Origin of the sequence: Streptomyces sp. NPDC048111, from assembly GCF_043202815.1 — a bacterium.
Classification (GTDB): domain Bacteria; phylum Actinomycetota; class Actinomycetes; order Streptomycetales; family Streptomycetaceae; genus Streptomyces.
The window spans coordinates 1-22,824 of the sequence record NZ_JBIDBD010000045.1 but is presented as its reverse complement, the minus strand read 5'-3'; the positions used below and the strand labels follow the sequence as shown (position 1 = coordinate 22,824).

At 73.6% G+C, this 22,824-nt stretch carries 20 protein-coding genes and 1 riboswitch; of the genes, 10 read left to right on the top strand and 10 right to left on the bottom strand.

The window, feature by feature from the left end:
- Window positions 1-56: 56 nt before the first annotated feature.
- A riboswitch (cobalamin riboswitch) is annotated at window positions 57-143 on the bottom strand.
- Between the two features lie 776 nt (window positions 144-919).
- Genes ACGF3I_RS33715 through ACGF3I_RS33705 form a run of 3 tightly spaced genes read left to right on the top strand, consistent with a single transcriptional unit; the run spans window position 920 to window position 4,619 of the window.
- Window positions 920-2,479, top strand: a complete 1,560-nt coding sequence (locus ACGF3I_RS33715) for a cobalamin biosynthesis protein CobG (RefSeq protein ID WP_393138866.1) — start codon at window positions 920-922, stop codon at window positions 2,477-2,479.
- Window positions 2,476-3,117 carry a precorrin-8X methylmutase gene (locus ACGF3I_RS33710; protein WP_393138864.1) on the top strand — a complete coding sequence of 214 codons (642 nt, stop codon included), beginning with the start codon at window positions 2,476-2,478 and terminating at the stop codon, window positions 3,115-3,117. The genes ACGF3I_RS33715 and ACGF3I_RS33710 overlap by 4 nt, the downstream gene beginning before the upstream one ends.
- On the top strand, window positions 3,114-4,619 hold the full coding sequence (locus ACGF3I_RS33705) for a precorrin-2 C(20)-methyltransferase (protein WP_393138862.1): 1,506 nt from the start codon (window positions 3,114-3,116) through the stop codon (window positions 4,617-4,619). The genes ACGF3I_RS33710 and ACGF3I_RS33705 overlap by 4 nt, the downstream gene beginning before the upstream one ends.
- Before the next feature lie 17 nt (window positions 4,620-4,636).
- Here the strand turns inward: ACGF3I_RS33705 and ACGF3I_RS33700 are convergent, their stop codons facing one another.
- Window positions 4,637-5,383: a cobalt-precorrin-6A reductase gene (locus tag ACGF3I_RS33700; protein ID WP_393138860.1), complete on the bottom strand. Its 747-nt coding sequence runs from the start codon at window positions 5,381-5,383 to the stop codon at window positions 4,637-4,639.
- A 33-nt stretch (window positions 5,384-5,416) separates the two neighbouring features.
- Between ACGF3I_RS33700 and ACGF3I_RS33695 the strand changes: the two genes are divergently transcribed.
- Window positions 5,417-6,538, top strand: a complete 1,122-nt coding sequence (locus ACGF3I_RS33695; RefSeq protein WP_393138858.1) for a cobalt-precorrin-5B (C(1))-methyltransferase — start codon at window positions 5,417-5,419, stop codon at window positions 6,536-6,538.
- Between the two features lie 40 nt (window positions 6,539-6,578).
- Here ACGF3I_RS33695 and cobM read toward each other — a convergent pair whose 3' ends face one another.
- The 4 genes from cobM to ACGF3I_RS33675 all read right to left on the bottom strand — a co-directional run bounded on the left by cobM (window position 6,579) and on the right by ACGF3I_RS33675 (window position 12,183).
- Window positions 6,579-7,322, bottom strand: coding sequence for a precorrin-4 C(11)-methyltransferase (gene cobM / locus ACGF3I_RS33690; protein ID WP_393138856.1), 744 nt, complete (start codon window positions 7,320-7,322; stop codon window positions 6,579-6,581).
- A complete protein-coding gene (gene cbiE, locus ACGF3I_RS33685; protein ID WP_393138854.1) occupies window positions 7,319-8,581 on the bottom strand; it encodes a precorrin-6y C5,15-methyltransferase (decarboxylating) subunit CbiE in 1,263 nt (420 codons plus the stop codon). The genes cobM and cbiE overlap by 4 nt, the downstream gene beginning before the upstream one ends.
- A 144-nt stretch (window positions 8,582-8,725) precedes the next feature.
- On the bottom strand, window positions 8,726-9,586 hold the full coding sequence (locus ACGF3I_RS33680) for a lytic polysaccharide monooxygenase (RefSeq protein ID WP_393138852.1): 861 nt from the start codon (window positions 9,584-9,586) through the stop codon (window positions 8,726-8,728).
- 674 nt (window positions 9,587-10,260) lie between these two features.
- Window positions 10,261-12,183: an APC family permease gene (locus tag ACGF3I_RS33675; RefSeq protein WP_393138850.1), complete on the bottom strand. Its 1,923-nt coding sequence runs from the start codon at window positions 12,181-12,183 to the stop codon at window positions 10,261-10,263.
- A 169-nt stretch (window positions 12,184-12,352) separates the two neighbouring features.
- Here ACGF3I_RS33675 and ACGF3I_RS33670 point away from each other — a divergent pair, with 169 nt between their 5' ends.
- Genes ACGF3I_RS33670 through ACGF3I_RS33660 form a run of 3 tightly spaced genes read left to right on the top strand, consistent with a single transcriptional unit; the run spans window position 12,353 to window position 13,701 of the window.
- Entirely contained in the window at window positions 12,353-13,180 is an 828-nt protein-coding gene (locus ACGF3I_RS33670) for a helix-turn-helix domain-containing protein (RefSeq protein ID WP_393138848.1), read from the top strand.
- Window positions 13,177-13,440 carry a DUF397 domain-containing protein gene (locus tag ACGF3I_RS33665; protein ID WP_393138846.1) on the top strand — a complete coding sequence of 88 codons (264 nt, stop codon included), beginning with the start codon at window positions 13,177-13,179 and terminating at the stop codon, window positions 13,438-13,440. Before ACGF3I_RS33670 ends, ACGF3I_RS33665 begins: the two co-directional genes overlap by 4 nt.
- Window positions 13,441-13,464: 24 nt before the next feature.
- Window positions 13,465-13,701: a hypothetical protein gene (locus ACGF3I_RS33660; protein WP_393138844.1), complete on the top strand. Its 237-nt coding sequence runs from the start codon at window positions 13,465-13,467 to the stop codon at window positions 13,699-13,701.
- A 13-nt stretch (window positions 13,702-13,714) separates the two neighbouring features.
- On the opposite strand, the gene ACGF3I_RS33655 is transcribed toward ACGF3I_RS33660, so the two are convergent.
- The 5 genes from ACGF3I_RS33655 to ACGF3I_RS33635 form a co-directional block, all read right to left on the bottom strand.
- A complete protein-coding gene (locus ACGF3I_RS33655; RefSeq protein WP_393138842.1) occupies window positions 13,715-14,203 on the bottom strand; it encodes a hypothetical protein in 489 nt (162 codons plus the stop codon).
- A gap of 149 nt (window positions 14,204-14,352) precedes the next feature.
- Window positions 14,353-15,969, bottom strand: a complete 1,617-nt coding sequence (locus ACGF3I_RS33650; RefSeq protein WP_393138840.1) for an MFS transporter — start codon at window positions 15,967-15,969, stop codon at window positions 14,353-14,355.
- Between the two features lie 93 nt (window positions 15,970-16,062).
- The gene (locus ACGF3I_RS33645; RefSeq protein WP_393138838.1) at window positions 16,063-16,725 is read right to left on the bottom strand and encodes a transglycosylase SLT domain-containing protein; all 663 of its coding nucleotides are present in this window, start codon (window positions 16,723-16,725) and stop codon (window positions 16,063-16,065) included.
- Between the two features lie 84 nt (window positions 16,726-16,809).
- Complete coding sequence (trpS, locus tag ACGF3I_RS33640) at window positions 16,810-17,868, bottom strand: tryptophan--tRNA ligase (RefSeq protein ID WP_393138836.1); 1,059 nt, start codon at window positions 17,866-17,868, stop codon at window positions 16,810-16,812.
- A gap of 254 nt (window positions 17,869-18,122) precedes the next feature.
- Window positions 18,123-18,527: a hypothetical protein gene (locus tag ACGF3I_RS33635; RefSeq protein ID WP_393138835.1), complete on the bottom strand. Its 405-nt coding sequence runs from the start codon at window positions 18,525-18,527 to the stop codon at window positions 18,123-18,125.
- Between the two features lie 112 nt (window positions 18,528-18,639).
- On the opposite strand from ACGF3I_RS33635, the gene ACGF3I_RS33630 reads away from it, so the two are divergent.
- The 3 genes from ACGF3I_RS33630 (at window position 18,640) to ACGF3I_RS33620 (ending at window position 22,397) form a co-directional block, all read left to right on the top strand.
- Entirely contained in the window at window positions 18,640-19,002 is a 363-nt protein-coding gene (locus tag ACGF3I_RS33630; protein WP_393138832.1) for a hypothetical protein, read from the top strand.
- Between the two features lie 94 nt (window positions 19,003-19,096).
- The gene (locus ACGF3I_RS33625) at window positions 19,097-20,101 is read left to right on the top strand and encodes an endonuclease/exonuclease/phosphatase family protein (protein ID WP_393138877.1); all 1,005 of its coding nucleotides are present in this window, start codon (window positions 19,097-19,099) and stop codon (window positions 20,099-20,101) included.
- 322 nt (window positions 20,102-20,423) lie between these two features.
- A complete protein-coding gene (locus ACGF3I_RS33620; RefSeq protein WP_393138830.1) occupies window positions 20,424-22,397 on the top strand; it encodes an FUSC family protein in 1,974 nt (657 codons plus the stop codon).
- The last annotated feature ends 427 nt before the right edge of the window (window positions 22,398-22,824 follow it).

Genomic DNA, 22,824 nt, shown 5'->3' with positions numbered 1-22,824 from the left:
GGTGTCCGCGCCCCGGGTGGTGTCGGATGGTCTCCCCTGGCGGTGCCGGGGAGAGGGAGTTCCTGGCTCACCCGGGCTCCGAGTAGGCCTCGGGTCCGGGCTCACAGTGGCGGGACCGCGCCGGAATCACACCGGGCTTCCTCCCCTTGTCGCCGTCGCCGGCGCGGGCCCCATGTGCGGCCCGCCTGCATAGTAGCGAGGGGGTGGGGTGGGGTGGGGGTGCTGGGGTGGCCTTGGTTGGGGTGCCCTTGGCTGGGCGGGCCTGGGGGGTGGGGGTTGGGGGCCCGGGGTGCTGGGGGTGCTTGGTCTGGTGCGGGCCGTGCCGGCTTGCTCGCGCAGTTCCCCGCGCCCCTAACCCCCGGTCGGCTGCGGACCGTGGTCGCTTCTCGCGCAGTTCCCCGCGCCCCCAACCCCTCGGCCATCTGCGGGCCGTGCCGGCTTGCTCGCGCAGTTCCTCGCGCCCCTAACCCCCGGCCGTCTGCGGGCCGTGGTCGCTTCTCGCGCAGTTCCCCGCGCCCCCAACCCCCGGCCGTCTGCGGACCGTGATCGCTGCTCGCGCAGTTCCTCGCGCCCCTGACCCCCGGCCATCTGCGGACCGTGGTCGCTTCTCGCGCAGTTCCCCGCGCCCCTTAACTGCTCGGTGCCGGCCAGCATGGGCATCCTCAGCCCGTCCGGCGATTGAGGACGAGCGCCGTTCAGGCGCGAAGGGGGTCTGGGGCGCAGCCCCAGGGGCCGGGCCCGTCCAACCCCCGTCACGGGCGGGTGGGTGGGCAAGCGCCCCGGGGTCTGGGGCGGAGCCCCAGGGCTCGACCTCTCGATGCCCTGTACGGGCGGGTGGGTGGGCAAGCGCCCCGGGGGTGCAGGGGGCGGAGCCCCCGCCGGGGCGCCCGGGGCCGGGGCCCTGGGTATGCTCGCCGCCATGCCGCCCCCCGCACCCATACCCGCCGACCAGGGCAAACCCACCCCCGGGGCCAACGGCCCGAGCCGTACCCCGGCCACCCCGAGCACCCCCGGCACCCCCCGCACCCCCCGCACCCGCGGCGACGCCTGCCCCGGCGCCCTGCGCCTGCACCGCGCCGACGACGGCCTGCTGGCCCGACTGCGCCTGCCGGGCGGCATTTTGACGGACCGTCAGGTCTCGGCGCTGGCCACCGCCGCCGAGCGGTACGGCGACGGCCACCTCACCCTCACCTCCCGCGGCAACGCGGAGCTGCGCGGCATCGGCGACGCGTGCGGCGGCGGCCTCGCCGAACTCCTGCGCCACACCGCACTGCTGCCCTCCGAGCGGCACGAGCGGATCCGCAACATCGTGGCCTCTCCGCTGGCGGGCCTGGACGGACGGGGCCACGGCTCCCTGCTCCCCTGGCTGCGCGAGCTGGACGCGCTGCTGTGCGGCGAGGACTGGACCGCCGCGCTGTCCGGCCGCTTCCTGTTCGTCCTGGACGACGGCCGTGGCGACGTCCAAGGGCTCGGCGGCGATGTGACCTTGCTCGCACGGGGCGAGCACGCGGTCGTACGGGCCGGGGCGGACGCCCTGCACGTCGCGGCGGACGACGCCCCGCGCGCGGCGCTTGAAGCGGCCCGCGCGTTCCTCGCGGCGGCCTCGGCGGCGGGCACCGGCGCCTGGCGGGTGCGCGAGCTGCCCCCGGGCCACCCGGTGGACCTCGCCGCCGCCCTGGCCGCGGCAGGCATCCCGGCCACCCCGGCACCGGACCTCGCGCCAGGCACCCCGGCCACCCCGGCACCGGACCTCGCCACGGGCACCCCGGCCACCACCGGCCCCGCCCCGGCCCCCGGCATCCTGGCCGGCCCGGGCGGAACGTACGCCGTGCTCGTGGCCCCCGTACTGGGCCGGCTCACCGGCGCGCAGCTGCGGGCGCTGCCCGGGCCGAGCGGCGAGATCAGGGCCACCCCGTGGCGCGGGTTCGTCGTCCCCGGGTTCGACGAGCGCGGCGCCCGCGAGAAGCTGCGCGAGCTGGGCGGGGCCGGGTTCATCACCGCGCCGGACTCCCCCTGGGCCGGGGTCGGGGCGTGCACCGGGCGGCCCGGCTGCGCCAAGGCGCTGGCCGATGTGCGCCGGGACGCCCTGCCGGGCACGGGCGGGCTGCCGGTCCACTGGTCGGGGTGCGAGCGGCGCTGCGGGCACCCGCACGGCGAGTGGGTGGACGTGACGGCGACCTCCGACGGCTCCTACACGGTGGTGGTACGCGGCGGCGCGGGAGAGCGTCAAGTCCCGGTCCTGCCAGGCGAGTTGGCGGAGGCCGTCGGCGCCGCGCGCGACGGCGGACCGCCGGACCCGGACCGCACGGGCCGTACACACCAGACCCCGCCGGACCCGGACCGCACCGACCGCACGGGCCGTACACACCACACCCCGCCGGACCCGGACCGCGCCGACCGCACGGACCGCACGGACCGTACGCACCACACCCCGGCCGCACAGGCAGCGGGATCAGGGACAGGGACACCGACGAGATGAGCGAGAGCACAGTGTTCGACTACGAGAAGGACGGCGCCGAGATCTACCGCCAGTCCTTTGCCACGATCCGCGCCGAGGCGGACCTCGGCGGTCTGCCCGCCGATGTGAGCCAGGTCGCGGTGCGCATGATCCACGCCTGCGGCATGACGGACCTGCCCCGTGACCTCGGCTTCACGCCCGGCGTGGTGGCCCGTGCCCGTGAGGCGCTGCGCGCGGGCGCGCCGATCCTGTGCGACGCCCGGATGGTCGCCAGCGGGGTGACCCGCAAGCGGCTGCCCGCCGACAACGAGGTGCTGTGCACCCTCGCCGACCCCTCGGTGCCGGAACTCGCCGCGAAGCTGGGCACCACGCGCAGCGCCGCCGCCCTGGAGCTGTGGCGCGACAGGCTCGACGGCGCGGTGGTGGCCGTCGGCAACGCGCCGACCGCTCTGTTCCGGCTGCTCGAAATGATCGAGGAGGGCGCGCCGCGCCCCGCGGCCGTCATCGGTGTGCCGGTCGGGTTCATCGGCGCGGCGGAGTCCAAGGACGCGCTCGCCGCGCATCCTTCGGGCCTTGAGCACCTGGTGGTACGGGGCCGGCGCGGTGGCAGCGCGATCGCCGCCGCCGCCCTCAACGCGATCGCGAGCGAGGCGGAATGAACGAGAACAGCAGCACCACGGGCCGTCTCTTCGGGGTCGGGCTCGGGCCCGGCGACCCGTCCCTGATGACGGTGCGCGCGGTGGAGGTCATCGCCGCGGCGGACGTGGTCGCGTACCACTCGGCGCGCCACGGCCGCTCCATAGCGCGCTCGATCGCGGCGCGGCACATCCGCGCCGACCACATCGAGGAGAAGCTGGTCTATCCCCTCACGGTGGAGACCACCGACCACCCCGGCGGCTACCGGGGCGCGCTCAACGACTTCTACGAGGAGGCCTCGGCCCGGCTCGCCGCGCACCTGGACGCGGGCCGCACGGTGGCCGTGCTCGCCGAGGGCGACCCGCTGTTCTACGGCTCGTACCAGCACATGCACAAGCGGCTCGCACACCGCTATCCCACCGAGGTGGTCCCGGGGGTGACCTCGGTGAGCGCGTCCGCGGCCCGGCTCGGGGAGCCGCTGGTGGAGGCCGAGGAGGTCCTGACGATCCTGCCCGGCACGCTGCCGGAGGAGGAGCTCACCGCACGTCTGGCCGCCACCGATTCGGCGGTGGTGATGAAGCTGGGGCGTACGTTCACCAAGGTGCGTCGGGCGCTGGAGCGTTCGGGGCGCCTGGAGGAGGCGCGGTACGTGGAGCGCGCCACCATGGAGGGCGAGCGCACCGGTCACCTCGCCGACATCGACGCCGACTCGGTGCCGTACTTCTCCGTGGCGGTGCTGCCGAGCCGGGTCGACGCCGTCCCGCCGCAGCGCGAGCGGGGCGAGGTCGTGGTCGTCGGCACGGGTCCGGCCGGGCCGCTGTGGCTGACCCCCGAGTCGCGCGGGGCGCTGGCCGCCGCCGACGACGTCGTGGGCTACACGACGTATGTGGACCGGGTGCCGGAGCGTCCGGGGCAGCGGCGGCACGGTTCGGACAACAAGGTGGAGTCCGAGCGCGCCGAGTTCGCCCTCCAACTGGCCGCGCGGGGACGGCGCGTAGCGGTGGTGTCGGGCGGCGACCCGGGCATCTTCGCGATGGCCACCGCCGTCCTTGAAGTGGCCTCGCAGCCCGAGTACGCACAGGTGCCGGTGCGGGTCCTGCCGGGGGTGACGGCGGCCAACGCCGCCGCCGCCCGCGCGGGCGCCCCGCTGGGCCACGACTACGCGACCATCTCGCTGTCCGACCGGCTCAAGCCGTGGGAGGTCATCGCCGAGCGCCTGCACGCCGCGGCCCGCGCCGATCTCGTCCTCGCGCTCTACAACCCCGGTTCGGCGAGCCGTACCTGGCAGGTCGCCAAGGCCCGCGAGCTGCTGCTCGAACACCGCGCGCCGGACACCCCGGTGGTGGTGGCGCGGGACGTGGGCGGCCCCGCCGAGTCGGTGCGCATCGTGCGCCTGGCCGCACTCGAACCGGCCGAGGTCGACATGCGCACCGTCCTGCTGGTGGGCTCCTCGCAGACCCGGGCCGTACGGCGCGGTGACGGCGAGGAGATCGTCTGGACGCCGCGCCGCTACCCGGAGAGCTGACCGCCCGCGGGCCCGCGCTACCCGCGGAGCCCGCGCACCCAGGCGGCCGCCTCCTCGGGGGTGGCCGCCACCTCCACGCCGTCCGGCACCGGCGGGCGCCGCACCACGACGACGGGAATCCGGGCCTCGCGGGCGGCGGTGAGCTTGGGCGCGGTGGCGGCCCCGCCGCTGTCCTTGGTGACCAGGACGTCGACGGCATGGGCGCGCAGCACCTCCCGCTCCCCCTCCAGCGTGAAGGGCCCCCGGTCGAGCAGCACCTCCATGCGCGCCGGGAAGGGCGGCTCGGGCGCGTCCACGGACCGCATCAGGAACCACAGGGCGTCGAGCGGGGCGAAGGCGGCGAGGCCCATGCGTCCGGTGGTCAGGAAGACGCGGCGGCCGATTTCCGGCAGCAGGGCCGCGGCCTCCTCCAGGGAGCCGGCCGCGTGCCAGTCGTCGCCGGGTCCGGCAGCCCAGCCGGGCCGGCGCAGCGCGAGCAGGGGAACATGGGCCAGGGCCGCGGCCGCCGCCGCGTTGAAACTGATCGTCCGGGCGAAGGGGTGGGTGGCGTCGATGAGCGCGTCCACCGCGTGCGTGCGCAGCCAGTCGGCGAGCCCGTCGGCACCGCCGAACCCGCCGATACGGACCTCGCCCGCGGGCAGCCGGGGCGCCGCGACGCGTCCCGCGAGCGAGCTGGTCACCCGCGCCCCGGGGACCTGGGCCTCGTGGAGCAGCCCCGCGAGCCGACGGGCCTCGCCCGTACCCCCCAGAATCAAGACGTGCACAGGATCCGGTTCCGTTCGTGAGTGAGGCCGACGATGAATGAGCCCAAGGGCGCGCGCGGTGCCCAACTCAAGCACACGGGTCTGCGCCCCGGCTGGACGACCGGTGCCTGTGCGACGGCGGCCACGACGGCCGCGTACACCGCGCTGCTCGCCGGCGACTTCCCCGACCCGGTGACGATCACGCTGCCGCGCGGCCAGACCCCGTCGTTCGCGCTGGCCGCCGAGGAGCTGTCCGGCGGGCAGGCGATGGCGGCCGTGGTGAAGGACGCGGGCGACGACCCGGACGTGACGCACGGCGCCCTGATCCGCTCGACGGTACGGCGGCTGCCGCCCGGCTCGGGCGTGGTGTTCCGGGCGGGCGAGGGCGTGGGCACCGTCACCCGGCCCGGGCTGCCGCTGGCGGTGGGCGAGCCGGCGATCAATCCGGTGCCGCGCCGGATGATGTGCGACCACGTGGCGCTGGTGGCCGGGCGGCACGGCACGGACGCCGACGTGGAGATCACGATCTCCGTGGACCACGGCGCCGAGATCGCCCGCTCGACGTGGAACCCCCGGCTCGGCATCCTGGGCGGCCTGTCCATCCTGGGCACCACCGGCATCGTGGTGCCGTACTCGTGCTCGGCGTGGATCGACTCCATCCGGCGCGGGGTCGACGTGGCGCGGGCCGCGGGCCGCACCCATGTGGCGGGCTGCACGGGCTCGACGTCGGAGAAGACGGTCATGGCCGAGTACGGGCTGCCCGAGGACGCGCTGCTCGACATGGGCGACTTCGCGGGCGCGGTCCTCAAGTACGTACGCCGTCATCCGGTGGACCGCCTCACCGTCTGCGGCGGCTTCGCGAAGCTGTCCAAGCTGGCGGCGGGCCATCTGGACCTGCATTCGGCGCGCTCGCAGGTGGACAAGCCGTTCCTGGCGGAGCTGGCCCGCGCGGGCGGGGCGAGCGAGGCCCTCGCGGCGGAGGTCGCCGACGCCAACACGGGCCTCGCCGCACTCCAGTTGTGCACGGCGGCCGGGGTGCGCCTGGGCGATCTGGTGGCGGCGCGGGCCCGGGACGAGGCGCTGTCGGTGCTGCGCGGCGCCCCGGTGACCGTGGACGTGATCTGCATCGACCGGGCGGGCACGGTGGTGGGCCGCAGCAGCCCGGCCGGGCCGTGACGGTGACGGCCGCGGTGCGGCGCGGCCGCGGCGGCACGCCCTAGCAGCGGTGGCGGTCGGCCGAGTACAGGTGGCTGTCGCGGAACTCGGCGGCGCCGAGCGTGCGGCCCACCAGGATGACGGCGGTCCGCACGATCCCGGCCTCCTTCACCTGCGCCGCGATGTCCGACAGGGTGCCGCGCAGCACGACCTCCTCGGGCCGCGAGGCGAACGCGACGACGGCGGTGGGGCAGTCGGCGCCGTAGTGCGGCAGGAGTTCCTCGACGACGCGGTCCACATATCCGGCCGCCAGGTGCAGCACGAGCAGGGCGCCGCTGCGTCCCAGCGTCGCGAGGTCCTCGCCCTCGGGCATGGCGGTGGCGCGCTGGGCGATCCGGGTCAGGATGACGGTCTGGCCGACGGTGGGCACGGTGAGTTCCCGCTTGAGCGCGGCGGCGGCGGCGGCGAACGCGGGCACGCCCGGCACGACCTCGTAGGGCACCCCCGCCGCGTCCAGGCGGCGCATCTGCTCGGCGACGGCGCTGAACACCGACGGGTCGCCGGAGTGCAGCCGCGCCACGTCGTGCCCGGCCTCGTGCGCACGCACCAACTCGCCGGTGATCTCATCGAGGTTGAGCTGTGCGGTGTCCACCAGCCGTGCGTCCTCGGGGCATTCGGCGAGCAGTTCGCGCGGCACGAGGCTGCCCGCGTAGAGGCAGACCCGGCAGGAGGCGAGCGTCCGGGCGCCGCGCACCGTGATCAGGTCGGCGGCACCGGGCCCCGCGCCGATGAAGTACACGGTCATCTGTCGTCTCCTGTAAGGGGGTTGAGGGGAGCGGGCCCGGTCTTGACCACCGCCCACTGGGTGACCGGCATGGCCTGGCGCCAGCCCGTGAAGGTGCCGACCGGCACGGCGTGCGCGACGGCCAGGCGGACGAGTTCACCGCCGTGGCGCCGGTACCACTGGGCGAGCAGCGCCTCCGATTCGAGGGTGACGGTGTTGGCGACCAGGCGCCCGCCGGGCGCAAGCGCCTGCCAGCACGCGTCGAGGAGCCCGGCCGCGGTGAGCCCGCCACCGATGAACACGGCGTCGGGCGCCGGGAGTTGGGCGAGGACGCCGGGTGCGGCGCCGGTGACGACGCGCAGCCCCGGCACCCCGAGCCGCTCGGCGTTGGCGGTGATGCGCCCGGCCCGCACCGCGTCCCGCTCCACGGCGACCGCCCCGCACGAGGGGTGCGTGCGCATCCACTCGATCCCGATGGACCCGGAGCCGCCGCCGATGTCCCACAGCAGTTCGCCGGGGGCGGGCGCGAGCGCGGCGAGGGTGGCGGCGCGGACGTGGCGCTTGGTGAGCTGGCCGTCGTGCTCGTACGCCTCGTCGGGCAGGCCGGGGACGGCGCCGAGGCGCACGGTGCCCGGATCGCGGCGGCACTCGACCGCGACGACGTTGAGCGCGTCGCCGGCCGGAGCCTCCCAGCCCTCGGCGGCCCCCTCCACGCACCGCTCGCCGTCGGGCGACCCGAGCTGTTCGAGCACCCGCATCCGGCTGGCCCCGAACCCGCGCGCACGCAGCAGTGCGGCGACCTCGGCGGGCGTGCCGGCGCCGGCGCTGAGCACGAGGATCCGGCGCCCGTCGTGCAGGGCGGCGGCGAGCCGGGCGGCGGGCCGGCCCACGAGCGTGACGACCTCGGTGTCCTCGACGCCCCAGCCCAGGCGCGCGCAGGCGTAGGAGACGGAGGAGGGGTGCGGCAGGACGCGGGGCGGGGTGCCCAGCACCTCGGTGAGCGTGCGGCCGATCCCGTAGAACATGGGGTCGCCGCTGGCCGCGACGACGATGCGGCGACCGCTGTACGCCGTGAGCAGGCCGGGCAGCGCGGCCCGCAGGGGCGAGGGCCACGGGATGCGCTGCGCGCGGCACTCCTCGGGCAGCAGGGCCAGCTGCCGGGGCCCGCCGAGGACGACCTCGGCGCCGCGGAACGCCTCCCGGGCCGTCTCCGGGAGCCCCGACCAGCCATCGGCCCCGATGCCTACGACGGTGAGGTCGGGGTGGGGGGTGGGGTTCACGAGTACCTCGGGGATGCGGAGCGGGCCGGAAGCCGCACTCTACTGTCCCCCTTCTCGCGCAGTTCCCCGCGCCCCCAACCCCCTGTCGGCTGCGGACCGTGGTCGCTTCTCGCGCAGTTCCCTGCGCCCCCTAACCCCCGGCGGTCAGTGGCGGCGGCGGCGCAGCAGGGCGAAGCCGCCCGCTGCCACGCCCGCGGTGGAGACGGCGGCCAGGGCCTGCGGGGCCGCCGAGGTGCCGGCGGGGGTGGTGGCCGATGCGGCCGGGGCGGCGGGCGCGGGGTCGCCGCCGTGGCCGTGGTGGCTCACCGTGGAGTGGGCGGCGCCCGCGGTGATCTTCTGCTCGGTGGGCGCCGCGGCGGCCTGGGCGGCGCCGCCGTACACCACGTCGGAGCAGCTGTAGAACGCCTCCGGGCTGTCGTCGCGCTGCCAGACCTTGTAGATGATGTGCCGTCCGGTGCGGGCCGGGAGCGTACCGGTGAAGTTGTAGTAGCCGTCGGTGGCGGTCCGGGCCGTGCGGTAGGTGACCACGGGGGTGTCGTCCAGGTCGGACCACTTCAGGGGCTTCGTCGCATCGAAGCCCTGCTTGGTGATGTAGACCGTCATCGTGCCCGAATGGGCCGCCGTGGCACGGAACTTGAAGGCGAACGGCCCGGCCGCGACGCTGGTGGAGGGCCAGTCGGTGCGGGCCCAGTCCAGCGCCCGGTACTTGTCCCGGTTCGCCGAGCACAGCTTGCCGTCGGGGATCAGCTGGCGCGACTGGCCGTTGGCGTTGGCGATGTTGACCTCGTTCCAGTCGTAGAGCGGCTGGGTGCCGGAGTCGGCGACGAGGTCCTTGCAGACCTGCGAGACGGGGTGCTCGGGCCCCTCGGCGTAGCAGGCCGCGAGCCGGCTGACCGGGTTGAACATGGCGCCGTGCGCGGAGGCGGGCCCGGGGGAGACGGCGAGGAGCGCCAGGGCGGTGGCCCCGAGGACACCCACGGAGGCAGTGGTGCGCCGAGCGGACATGGGGGGCTCCTTGGTGGTGGGGGTGCGGGTGGGCATGACGAATACGGGCGCGGCAACTCGCCCTCGTCCAGCGGTACTTGGCACCCTGGCATTGGTCTGGACCAACTCGCAAGAGGTCGGCACCCCCCAACCCCGCACCCGGCGGTGGCGTCCCTACGGAGCGCGGGGGTGGCGGCGCCGGCGGGTCACCGTCGGCGCCGCCAGATCGGTTCGTCTGCGCGGAGCCTGTCCCTCCGGCTTTGCACCCACTCGAAGAACTCCTTCGGTCGTGCCTCGAACGCGGCTGACAGGAGCTGATAGAGGTGGACGGCACCGACGTCCATCTCGTACTCACAGGCGGGACACGTGCGCCAGTCGCCACGTGACCGGGTGAGATCAGCCGCACACCGGGGGCAGGCCGGGTCAGCCGCGTCTACGCAGGCTGGGACGTCCCGCAGGGATAGCAGATCCACCAGCCGTCCTGTGTCTTCGTCATCTGTTGTACGCAGTTCGTGCACCGCATCGGTCTTCCTCTCGATGGTCCGCATGGCGTACCACATGGGTGGCTGCCCAGCCAGGGGCCCGGCCCGTCCCGAACGGTCCCGCGGCCGGAACCCGCCCCCGGCCGTGCCCGCCCGCGGGCCGGCCCCCGGTCCGGCGGACGGGCGGAGGATAGAGCAACGGCGGCGCCCCGGTCACCTCTTGTCCGCGCGCGCGGACTGGAGCCGGTAGGGCACGTCGATGACGGTCACCGACGACATGAACAGCAGCCGGGCCTTGAGCCGCAGCGCGTTCTGGTTGTGCAGCGGCTGCTCCCACCAGTGGCCGACGATGAACTCCGGGATCACCACCGACACCATCGCCCCCGGATCCCGGTCCGCCGTCTCCTTCACATGGGCCAGCACCGGCGCCACCACCTCGCGGTACGGCGAGTCGATGATCACCAGCGGTACGCCGAGGTCGTGCGCGGCCCACTGTTCGCGCAGCCGCCCCGCGTCCTCGTCGGCGGCGGCGGTGAGCGCGGTCAGGGTGTCGGGCCGCAGCGCCTGGGCGTAGCCGATCGCCTTGAGCGTGGGCGCGTGCACGCTGGAGACCAGGACGAACGCGTGGTGCCTGGGCGGCCGGTGCGGGGTGGCGTCCGGCGCGACGGCGACCTCGCGCGCCACCTCGTCGTAGTGCCGGCGCACCCCCTTCATGCCGAAGAAGAGCAGCGGCATCGCGATGATGACGAGCCACGCGCCGTGCGTGAACTTGGTGATCAGGACGATCACCAGGACGAGTCCGGTCAGTGTCGCGCCCACCGCGTTGATGGTGAGCGAGCGGTGGATGTGGCGCCGGGCGGCCCGGCCCTCGTCCGTGGCGAGCACCTTGCGCCAGTGCTTGACCATCCCGGCCTGCGACAGCGTGAACGAGACGAAGACGCCGATGATGTAGAGCTGGATCAGCCGGGTGAGCTCCGCGTCGAACGCCACGATCAGCGCGACGGCGGCGAGCGCGAGCAGCACGACGCCGTTGGAGTACACCAGCCGGTCGCCCCGGGTGTAGAGCTGGCGCGGCGCGTACCGGTCGCGGGCCAGGATCGAGGCGAGCATCGGGAAGCCGTTGAACGCGGTGTTGGCGGCCAGCACCAGGACGCCCGCCGTGAACGCCTGCACCAGATAGAACAGCAGGTCCGCCCCGCCGAAGGAGGCACGCGCGATCTGCGCCAGCGCGGTGGGGGTCGAGGTCCCGGCGGGCAGCCCCAACTCCGTCGGATCGGCGGCCACATGGACGTGGTAGACCATGGCGAGGACCGTGATCCCCGCGAACATGGTCACCGACAGCACCCCCATCGCGGCCAGCGTGTTGGCCGCGTTGCGGCTCTTGGGCCTGCGGAAGGCGGGCACGCCGTTGCTGATCGCCTCCACGCCCGTCAGGGCCGTGCACCCCGAGGCGAACGCGCGCAGCGCCAGCAGCACCACCGCGATCCCGGCGTACTGGCCGGCCGCGTGGATGGGCAGCGACGCCGACTCGGCGCGGATCGTGTCGCCGGTGGCCAGGCGCACCGCCGCGAACGCGAACATCAGATAGATGACGCACACGAACCCGTACGTCGGAATGGCGAAGATCCGCCCCGACTCGCGCACCCCGCGCAGGTTCATCACCGTCAGCACCACCACGAACCCCACGGACAGGGCGACTTGGTGGTGTGCGAGCGAGGGCACCGCCGAAGTGATCGCGGCGACCCCGGACACCACGGACACCGCCACGGTCAGCACGTAGTCCACCAGCAGCGCGCTCGCCGCCGTCAGCGCGGCGGTCGGCCCCAGGTTCTCCGCGCTCACCACGTACGCCCCGCCGCCGCCCGGGTACGCGTGGCACGTCTGCCGGTACGAGGCGATCACCACGACCAGCAGGAAGACGATCGCCGCCGCCGCGTACCAGGCCAGGTGCAGCAGGCTCGCCCCGCCGAGGGCAAGGATCAGCAGGATCTCCTCGGTGGCGTACGCCACGGACGACAGCGGGTCGCTGCAGAAGATCGGCAGCGCCAGCCGCTTGGGCAGCAGCGTCTCCCCCAGCCGGCTCGTGTCCAGCGGCCTTCCGACCAGCATGCGCTTGGCGGCGCTCGAAACTCCCATAGCTCAGGAAAGTATCCGCAACGCCGCATATCCCCCACCGTGCCGCACCGGCCTGCGCCGCACGGGTGATTTTACGTTCCGTGTGCGCCACGTCACCGTACGCGTCTATGGTGGTGCCCGGAACGCCCTGTCCCCACAACGCCTGCGCCGTGCAAGGGAGTTGTCCGCGATGCGACCCAAGGACCTCAACCCGTGGGACTCACCCCGCGCGTTCTACGGCACCGAGCTGCGCCGCAAGCGCGAGGAGGCCGGGCTGTCCCAGGACGAGCTGGGAGCGCTCGTCTTCTGCTCGGGCACGTACATCGGCCAGATGGAGTCCGCGACCCGGCGCCCACCCAAGGAGATGGCCAAGCTCCTCGATGCCGCGCTGCACACCGACGGGATCCTGACCCGCATGTGCGAGGCGATGGAGCAGGCTTCGCAGCATGCGGAGTATTTCCAGCTCGCGGCAGAGCTTGAGTCCATGGCCTCGTCCATCTGCGAGTACGCGCCCCTGATCGTGCCCGGGCTGCTTCAGACCTCCGGGTACACCCGGGCCCTCGTCCGCGCTTCACGACCGTGCGCCACCAACGAGTTCGTCGAAAACAACGTCGCGACGCGACAAGGTCGGGCGCAGCTTCTGGAAGACCCTGAGCGGCCTGAGGTTTGGTTCATCCTCCACGAGGCCGCGCTTCGCGTAGCGGTCGGTGGGAGAGAGACCATGCATGCGCAGCTCGCACACATAGCGGGCCTCATCGCACGACACCGGATCATGGTTCAAGTGGTCCCGTCCGCCGACGGAGCCCATCCCCTCATGGACGCGCCGTTCAAGGTGATGTCCTTCCTTGACGCGCCGCCTGTCGTCTATACCGAATCAGTGCACTCAGGACGGCTGTTGGACACTCCGGCCCTGGTCGCTAGTCACCTGAAGACTTACGATCTGGGAAGGGCCGCTGCACTCTCGCCGGAGGCGTCCCTGGCCACAATCCGGGCGGCGATGGAGGACTTCGCAGCATGAACACAACGCGCTCACTGGGCAACGCCTGCTGGCGGAAGTCGTCCTACAGCAACGCGGACGGCGGAAACTGCGTGGAAGTGGCGGAGGGCGCTTGGCGGAAGTCCTCGTACAGCAATGCCGAGGGCGGGAACTGCGTCGAGGTGGCCGACGGGTTCGGGGACGTCGTCCCCGTGCGGGACAGCAAGGTCCCCAGCGGCCCCGTCCTGCTCGTGGATGCCCTCGCGTGGACGCGGTTCGTGGGTGCGGTCAAGGGGGCCTGAAGGGCCGGTGCGTAGGGTCGCCCCATGGCGATCCCGAACCTCCCACCGGTGGTACCGCAGGCATGTCCGTTGTGCGCGGGGGCCCTTGAGTCCGTCGAACTGCGCATGACCAACGCCCCCAATTCGCACTTCGTGGTGAAGTTCTTCCGGCCGGACAAGATGTTCGCGAGCAAGAGCTACGTGACGGCCCTGGGGTGCCGGGAGTGCGGGCACCTGCTGCTCTTCATGGAGGACCGGGGCATCCTGGCGCCGGGGAAGTGACCCCGGCCCGGGATCAGGCGGCCTTGGCCTGGGCGGCCTGGGTGTGGCGCAGGGTGCGCAGGATGAGCCACTGGTCGCCCCAGGCCAGCGCGGTGCCGATGACGGCCATGACGATGCCGAGGGTGATCCGGCCGGTGGCCGCGCCGAGGGCGAGGCCGGCCGTGCTCAGGCCGTAGCGGATGACGAAGCGGACGGCGACCAGGCCGATCGCGAGGAACCGGGTGCGCTTGTTCTTCCAGAGCGACTTCATGTAGCGGATGCGGGCCTTCAGGACGGTGAAGGCGAGCACGATCTGGACGATGGCGATGACCGGGATCAGCGCGTACAGGACCGGGTAGGCCCGGGCGATGTCGAAGATGCCGGCGAAGAGGCCGACGAGCGGGAAGTACCAGGTGGGCAGGCCCTGGAGCACGGCCGCCTCGACGGTCTTCGTGTCGTCCGCCCGGGTGTCGGCCTTCGTGTCGGCCTGCACCGGCGTCTGCATCGCGATCGTGGCGCTCATGGCGTTCCCCTCACCTTTTCCCGTGGCCGCCGGCCCTTGCCGACATCACTGATCCTGCCGTTCGGGAGGGGGTCGTCGGCAGAGCGAAGAATCCCGAGTGCCGCAGGACAAATGTCCTGCGGCACTCGGCGCCACGCGTACCGCGGGGGTCACATGTGGACGGCTCCCTCGGCGGGGGCCGCCGCGCGGGGCGGGCCCTTGCGGTAGAGGATCACCGACACCACCAGGCCGAGCGCGAAGAACGCGGCGGACCACCAGTACGCCGTGGAGTAACTCTGGAGCTGCGCCTGGACCTTGGCCGCGGGTGTGGGGTCGCGGCCCACCAGGTAGTTGGTGGCGGCGCTCGTCGCGAGGGTGTTGAGCAGGGCCGTGCCGATCGAACCGCCCACCTGCTGGCTGGTGTTGACCATCGCGGAGGCGACGCCCGCGTCGTGCGCGGCGACACCGGCGGTGGCCATGCTCATCGCCGGGGCGAAGATGAGTCCCATGCCGACGCCCATGACGAGCAGCGGGGGCAGCACGTGGGCGGGGTAGCCGCTGGTGGCGTCCAGAGCCGTCATCCAGGCGAGGCCGGCCGCGCCGAGGCCCATGCCGAGCGGCACGACCGGTTTGGCCCCGACCTTGGGGACGATCTTGTTCTGGGCGACGACGGAACTCACGATCATCGCGAACACCATGGGCAGGAAGGCGAGTCCGGTCTTGACCGGGGAGTAGTGCAGGACCTGCTGGAGGTAGTACGTCAGGAACAGGAACACGCCGAACATGCCCGCGCCGGAGATGAACATGGCGAGGTAGGACGCGCCCCGGTCCCGGTCGAGGACCACGCGCAGCGGGAGCAGGGGGTGCCTGGCCCTCGTCTGCCACCAGGCGAAGGCGATGAGCAGCACACAGCCCGCCGCGAGGAAGCCCCAGGTCTGGGCCGAACTCCAGGCGTGCGTCTCGGCGTTGGAGAATCCGTAGACGATGCAGAACAGGCCGGCCGAGACCAGGATGGTGCCGGGGATGTCGAGCCGGGGGCGGTCGGCGGGGGCGCCGGGGTGCAGGAGGCGCAGGGCGCCGAGGAAGGCGAGCGCGGCAAAGATCAGGTTGACGTACAGGCACCAGCGCCAGTCGAGGTATTCGGTGAGCACGCCGCCGAGCAGCAGGCCCACCGCGCCGCCGGTGCCGGCCACCGCGCCGTAGATGCCGAACGCCTTGGCGCGTTCCTTCGGGTCGGTGAACGTGGTGGTGAGCAGCGAGAGCGCGGCCGGGGCGAGCAGCGCGCCGAAGACTCCCTGGAGGGCGCGGGCGGTCACCAGGATCTCGAAGTTGGGTGCGGCGCCGCCGATCGCGGAGGCGAGCGCGAAGCCGACCAGACCGGTCAGGAAGACGACCTTGCGTCCGACGAGGTCGGCGATGCGTCCGCCGAGCAGCAGCAGCGAGCCGAAGGCCAGGGCGTACGCGGTGACGATCCACTGACGGTTTCCGTCGGAGAAGCCGAGGTCCTGCTGGGCCGAGGGCAGCGCGATGTTCACGATGGTCGCGTCCAGGACCACCATCAGCTGGGCGAGGGCGATCACGCCGAGCACGAGCCAGCGGTGCTCGTGCTTCGCTCCGGTGTGGGAGCTGTGGGCGCCGGGAGAGCCGGGGGGTGCCCCGCCGTCCGGGGAGGCGTCCGGCGGCGGGGCGGTGGACGGGGGCCCGTGGGGGGTGGCGAGCTGTTCGGACGCGGCCGCTATGCGCTCGGCGCGTCCGACCTCGACAGAGTCCTTGGTGTGACGGCCCATGTGCCGGCTCCTCGGTGATCTCCGGTTGGTGATCGCCCCTTCCTCACGCTAGGTGAGGCTCGCAGGTTCCGCCACGCGAGTGAACGCCGCAGGTCAGCTCACGGCCTTCTCGGACTTGGCCCAGTTGGCGTGGAGGCGGGTCAGGTAGTCCGTGGTCTGGGCGCCCGTCTTCGCGCCCCGGGCGAACGCCGCCATGTTCCCGGCCCCCGCGTTGTAGCCGAGCGCCAGCAGCTCGTCACGCGAGTAGGAACCCGCCCGGTGCGCGGGCAGCTGCGCCGCCATGTCGTGGAGGTACCAGGCCGCCGCCTCCACCGCGAGCGCGCGGTCGTCGGGCAGCTCCTCCCACTTGCGGGACGCGAAGTCGCGCCCCCGCTTGGTCTGGTCGAACGCGGCCCGGTGCATGTTGGCGATCCCGAACGCCGCGTCCGGCTTGTACTTCTGCCAGCTGCGCTCGAACGCGGGGTCGTGCGGCTTGTAGTCCTCGTTGTAGAGGATCGCCATGAGCAGCGTGGGGCTGATCCCCGCGCTCTTGGCGTACTTGCGCACCTGCGGGGCGTACGTGGCCGGGTCGTAGGCGCCCGGGGTGGCGGGGGCGCCCGATGCGGAGCCGCCCGGGGACGCGGAGGGGGACGCCTTTGGAGTCCCCGACGGCGAGGCGCCGCCGCCGGGCGCGCACCCCCATGCGACCAGTGCGACCATCGGCAGCGCCAGCCATCGCGCCCGTACGCCCCCGCGCCTGCGTTCAGCCTTCACCATCCGTCCAGCTAAACACGGCCCCCTCTCCGACCGCCACGAAGCCCTGGCGATCGGGCCGGGCGGTGCACGGACCCGCCGGCGGGATCAGCGGAACATGCCCATCGCCGCGCGCACCTGCGCCAGGGTCTGCTCGGCCACCTCGTTCGCCCGCTCGTTGCCCGCGCGCAGCAACTCCCTTACGTAGTCCATGTCTTGGGCGTACTGCGCGCGCCGGGCCCGCAGCGGCGCGAAGTGGGTGTTGACCGCCTCGGTGGCGGCGGCCTTCAGGGCGGACGCGCCGCCGTCGCCGATGGACTCGGCCACCTCGTGCGGGTCGCGGCCCTGGCACAGCGCGGTGAGCAGCACGAGGTTGCTCACCTCGGGGCGGGCGGCGGGATCGTAGCTGATGCGCCGGTCCTGGTCCGTCTTCGCGCCCCGGATCAGACGGGCCGTCTCGTCCGAAGTGGCCTTCAGGGCAATGGAGTTGGCGCGGCTCTTGCTCATCTTCGTGCCGTCCGTGCCGAGCAGCAGCGGCGCCTGGGAGAGCAGGGTGCGCGGCTCGGGGAAGACCGGGCCGTAGCGCTCGTTGAAGCGGCGGGCGATGGTGCGGGTCAGCTCCAGGTGCGGCTCCTGGTCCTTGCCGACCGGCACCAGGGTCGCCTTGCAGAACAGGATGTCGGCGGCCTGATGGGCGGGGTAGGTGTACATCAGGCCCGAGACGGCCGACTGGCGGGAGTGGGCGATCTCGTCCTTCACCGTGGGGTTGCGGCCGAGTTCGGCGACCGAGACCAGACTCAGGAACGGCAGCAGGAGCTGGTTGAGGGCGGGGACCGCGCTGTGCGTGAAGACCGTGGCCCGCGCGGGGTCGACGCCCGCCCCCAGATAGTCGAGGACCAGGCCCTCCACGTGTTCCACCAGGTGTTCCGCCACGTCGCGGTCGGTGAGCACCTGGTAGTCCGGGATGACCAGGAAGAGGTCCGTGCCCTGGTTCTGGAGGCGGACGCGGTTGTGGAGCGTGCCGAAGTAGTGGCCGAGGTGGAGGGGGCCGGTGGGGCGGTCACCGGTCAGGACGCGCTCGCTGTGGACCGAGGCGGCTGTGGCCGGGGCGGCGGTGTCCGGGGTGACGGTGGCCGGGGCGGCGGTGAGAACGGGCTGCGTGGGCATCGTGGGCTCCTCGTGGGACGGGGTGGGGGCGGGCCTGGACGGCTGCGCCACCGCGGATCCGGTGAGGGCACGAAAAAGGGCCGTCCAGTGATGAACGGCCCGCTGTCGTCGTACGACGTCGCGCGTGGGTGTCGGGGCCGCTCCTAGGAGGAGCGCCACCAGCAGAGTGGAATGCGGTGCTGCGACACGGACGGCATGGCTTCACTGTAGCCCGGCCCCGGGGCCCGCGCCCAGGGCCGGACGTCCTCGGCCGGTCACTTCTCGTGGGTGTAGAACACGTAGAACGACGCCAGGAGCATCGCTCCGCCGAACGCCGCCCCCATCCCGCAGGACTTCAGCACGCTGTGGTCGGACAGGCTGAACAGGAAGCCGACCGCCGAGCCGAAGAGCGCCCCGTACGCCGCCGCGCGCAGTTCGCGGGGCAGTGCGGACTGGAAGCGCAGGAGGCACAGACCGAGGGCTGCCACGACCAGGCCGGACACGACGCCGAGGACGATCTGTCCGCCGGTGAGGATGCCGGTGTCGCCGTCGTTGCGCTGGTTGGCGGCGGTCCAGATGCCGTAGACCACGCCGAGCACGACGGGGATCGCGAGGACGGATCTGCTCGGCCGGGGAGCCGCGCGGCGGCTCGTCATGGGTACCGAAGCGTGTGCGGCCATGGCGGCACTCCTTCCGCTCGTCCCGGGAGACATCGCCCGGGACACATCGACGCGTCCCCCATACAGCCCACACCCGCGGGCGCCGGGCGGCAACCCGGGATTTCGTGGACGCGTGTCGTACGCGAACCAGACTCCGGTGGAGTCCACCGACCCGGCCGCCGCCGGGCCCGCGCAACCCGGCCCCGCCCGTGCCGTGTTGCGGTGGCTGCGGCGCCGCACGCTCGTCGGGGTGGGGATCGGGCTCGCGGCCGGCGCGGCGGTGCTGCGGGCACTGGTGGCGCTCGGCCGGACCCGCACCCTGGACGGGCTGCCCGCGAACTCCGACCCCGCGGCGGCGGGCGCGGTCTACGACGCGCTCACCGACGTCCTCAGCACGCTCTCGTGGGTGGTCGCGGCGCTCGGGCTCCTCCTCGCGCTCGGGGGATGGCTCGCGGGGCGCGGGTGGCAACCGGGCCGGGCGCGCAGCCGTCCTTGAGGGAGGATGCGAGCACCGTGAGCGGTGGGTGGAAGGGGCCTCGTCGGGCGCCCCCGCCGCGACGGCCGGCGGGAGGCGGTCCGCGTTGGACACCCTGGACACCACGACCGTGCCGGAGTCCGCGACGGGCGGCCGGCGCCACCGGCACCCCTGGCGGGCGGTCTCCGCGCTCACCGGGGCGCTGCTCCTGGCCGGGGTCAGCGCGGTGGTGGGCTGCCGGGTGGCGGACGCGGACGGGGTCACCCCGGTTCCGCAGGCCCTCGCCTTCCTGCCGTGGCTGCTCGTGCCGGGCGGCGCCGGTCTCGCGCTCGCCGCGCTCGGGCGGTGGCGGACGGGGATGGTGTGGGGCGTCGCGGTCCTCGCGGTCACCGGCTGGTACACCCAGCCCTACGGGGACGCGACGACCCGGCCCCGGGGCGCGGTCCTCGCCGAGTTCACCGTGCTCACCTCCAACACCGAGTTCGGGTGGGCGACGGACGACCTGATCGCCACCGTCCGGCGCGAGCAGCCGGACCTCGTGTTCGTCCAGGAGTGCAGCCTGCGTTGCGCCGACGCGCTGGCCGACCGGGTGCCGAAGGCCGACTACCCCTACCGCGACGTCGTGCGGGAGGACGGCTCGGCGGGCTCGGCGATCCTCAGCCGCTTCCCGCTCCGGCCCGGGCAGCGCATCCCTTCGGTGATGGCGATGCCGGGCGCGGTGGTCACCATCGGCGGCCGTGACGTACGCGTCCAGCTGGCCCACCCCTCGCCGCCACTGCCGGGCGACGACGGAAAATGGCATCAAGAGATGGGCCGGGTAAGGGAGTTCGCGAAGTCGGCGAAGGGCATGCCGGTGATCCTGGCCGGGGACTTCAACGCCTCGCAGGACCACGCGCTGTTCCGTTCGGTGCTCGACGCCGGGGCTCTGCACGACAGCGCCCGCCTGACCGGCCACGCGCGCACCTGGTCCTGGCCGGCCGACCGCACCACACCGCTGCGCACGCAGATCGACCACGTCCTGGTGAGCGGCGACTTCAAGGCCACCTCCAGCCGCTTCCTCACCCTGCGCGGCACCGATCACCGCGCCCTGCTCGTGGGGCTCACCCTGTACGGAGGCTAGCGCGCCGTCCGTCACCCGTCGTCCACCTTTCCACAGGCCCGGGGGCGTGTCCTCGGGGTGCGGGGTGGCACGGGGCGGGCGACGATCGGGGGGAGAAAACCGGGCGGCGCGCGCGGCGGGCCCGCCATCACCGGGCGGAACGCGCACGTCGGGGATGATCCGGAGCGGCTCGGCGGGACGACGCGGCGGCTCGGCGGGGACGCCGTGACCGGACTCGGAGTGATCGAATTCGTAAAAATTATCCACAGGCTGTGGACAACATTTACGGCCGCGTTGGCCGTCCCGTTTGCACCAAGTGATCTTTTTACGGTGTCGTGGGTGCATGGCTGATCAGAAGCGGGCGGGGGACGGTGTGCGGAACGGGCGGCTCGCGCCGCCGGAGTGGCTGATCGGCGGGTTGCGGCCCACCTCGGCGCCCATCCCGTGGCCGGCCGTCGCCCGCGCCGCCGTCGCGCTGGCGGCCCCGCTCGCCGTGGGCCTCGCGACCGATCACGCCGCCTACGGCGCGCTCGCCTCGATGGGCGCGCTCAGCGGTGTCATCGGCGACACCGCCGACGCGTACCGGATGCGGATCTTCAACATCGCCGTGCCGCAGCTCTACGGCGCGCTCGGCGTGACCGTCGGCAGCCTCGTGTTCGGGCACGGCTGGGTCGCGGTCGGCGCCCTCACGCTGGTGGCGCTGGTGTCCGGGATGATCTCCTCGATCGGCGCGGTCGCCTCCGTGTCCGGGCTGCTGCTCCTGCTCAACGCCGTCGTCGGGGCGGGCCTGCCCATGCCGCACCCGTGGTGGAAGGCGCCGCTGCTGCTCACCCTCGGCGGCCTGCTGGTCCTGCTGCTCAGCCTGCTGGCCTGGCCGCTGCGGCGCACCGAACCCGAACGGGCCGCCGTCGCCGGCGGCTACCGGGCGGTCGCCGACGCGATCGAGGCGGCGGCGACCCCCGACTACGACGCCAGGCGCCAGGCCGTCACGGCGTCCCTCAACACCGCCTACGACCTGATCCTCGGCCGCCGGGTGCGCGAACACGGCCGCCGCGGCGACCTGGTGCGCCTGCTGGCCCAGCTCAACGTCCTGATCCCGCTCGTGGAGGCGGCGCCCGCGGTGCATCTGCGCGGCTGGGGCGTGGGCCCTGAAATCCCGGCCGCCGTAAGGCAGTTGGCCGACGCGGTGGCCCGGGGCCACCGGGCCGGTGAGCACGACCTCGCCCCGCCGGACCTCCCGCCCCCCGCCACCCCGGCCGAACACGCCCTGGACACCGCGCTGCGGCACGCCTTCACCGTGCTCCACCACCCCGACCCCGACCAGACCAACATCGACGACCGCCTCGGCCGCCCCGCCGCCCTGCGCATCCGTCTGCGGCGCGCGGCCCGCAACGTCCTGCTGTCCGGGGCCTCCTGGCGCTACGGACTGCGCCTGGCCCTGTGCATCGGGCTCGCCCAGGTGCTGGTCTCGGTGGTGCCCGTGGAGCGCTCCTACTGGGTGGCGCTCACCATCGTCTTCGTCCTCAAGCCCGACTTCGGCTCGGTCTTCGCGCGGGCCCTGATGCGGGCCGTCGGCACGGCGGGCGGGCTCCTCATCGCGGCCGGGGTGCTCACGCAGGTGCCGCGCGGCTGGTGGGACGTGCCGGTCATCATGCTGCTCGCGGCGCTGATCCCGGCGTTCTCCGCGAAGGGGTACGCCTTCCAGACGGCGGCCATCACCCCGGTGATCCTGCTGCTCTCGGACGCCCTCAACCACGAGGGCTTCCACCTGCTCGGGCCGCGCCTGTGGGACAGCCTGATGGGCTGTGCGATCGCGCTGGTCGCGGGCTACCTGCTGTGGCCCGAGAGCTGGCACACCCGGATCGGGGACCGGCTCGCGGACGCGGTGTCGGCGTCGGCGGAGTACGTGGAGTACGCGTTCGGCGCCGAGGACGACCGCACCGAACGGGTCCGCCGCAGGCGCCGGCTCTACCGCGACCTGTCCACGGTGCGCAGCGAGTTCCAGCGCGCCCTGACCGAGCCGCCCCCCATGGGCGCGCGGGCGGCGGCCTGGCTGCCGCTGGTGGTGGCCGTCGAACGCATCGTGGACGCGACGACGGCGGCGCGGGTGCGGGTCAATCACGGCGCGGGGCGCCCCTCGGACCACGAGGTCCGCGAAATCGCCACGCAGCTGCGGGAGTTGGCCCTCGGCCTGCGCCGCAGCGAGCTCCTGCTCCCGGTACGGGCCCGCCTCACGGACCCCGGGGAGTCCGTCCTGACCCCCCTCCGCGAGGAACTCCATGCGGCCCGCACCATAACCACCCGGCCTCAGGGGTGAGTTCCGGGGCGGGAGGGGGGTGCGGGGTGCTGGGGATGCTGGGGGTGCCCGGGGTTTGCGCAGTTCCCCGCGCCCCTCAACCCCTCGGCCGAGTGCGGGCCGTGGTCGCTTCTCGCGCAGTTCCCCGCGCCCCTGGCAGGACTGGTGCTGGGCCGCACGTGTAGACCAGCCTGGCTCGCGCAGTTCCCCGCGCCCCTCAAACCCCCGGTTGCCTGCGGACCGTGGTCGCTACTCGCGCAGTTCCCCGCGCCCCTAAGCAGCACCGGTGCTGGCCCGCACCGGCCACCTCAGCCCGTCCGGCGTTTGAGGACGAGCGCCGTTCAGGCGCGAAAGGGGGGTGCAGGGGGCGCAGCCCCCGCCGGGGTCCGAGGGGCGGAGCCCCTCAGGGGGTCTGGGGCGCAGCCCCAGGGCCAGGCACCCTCCAACC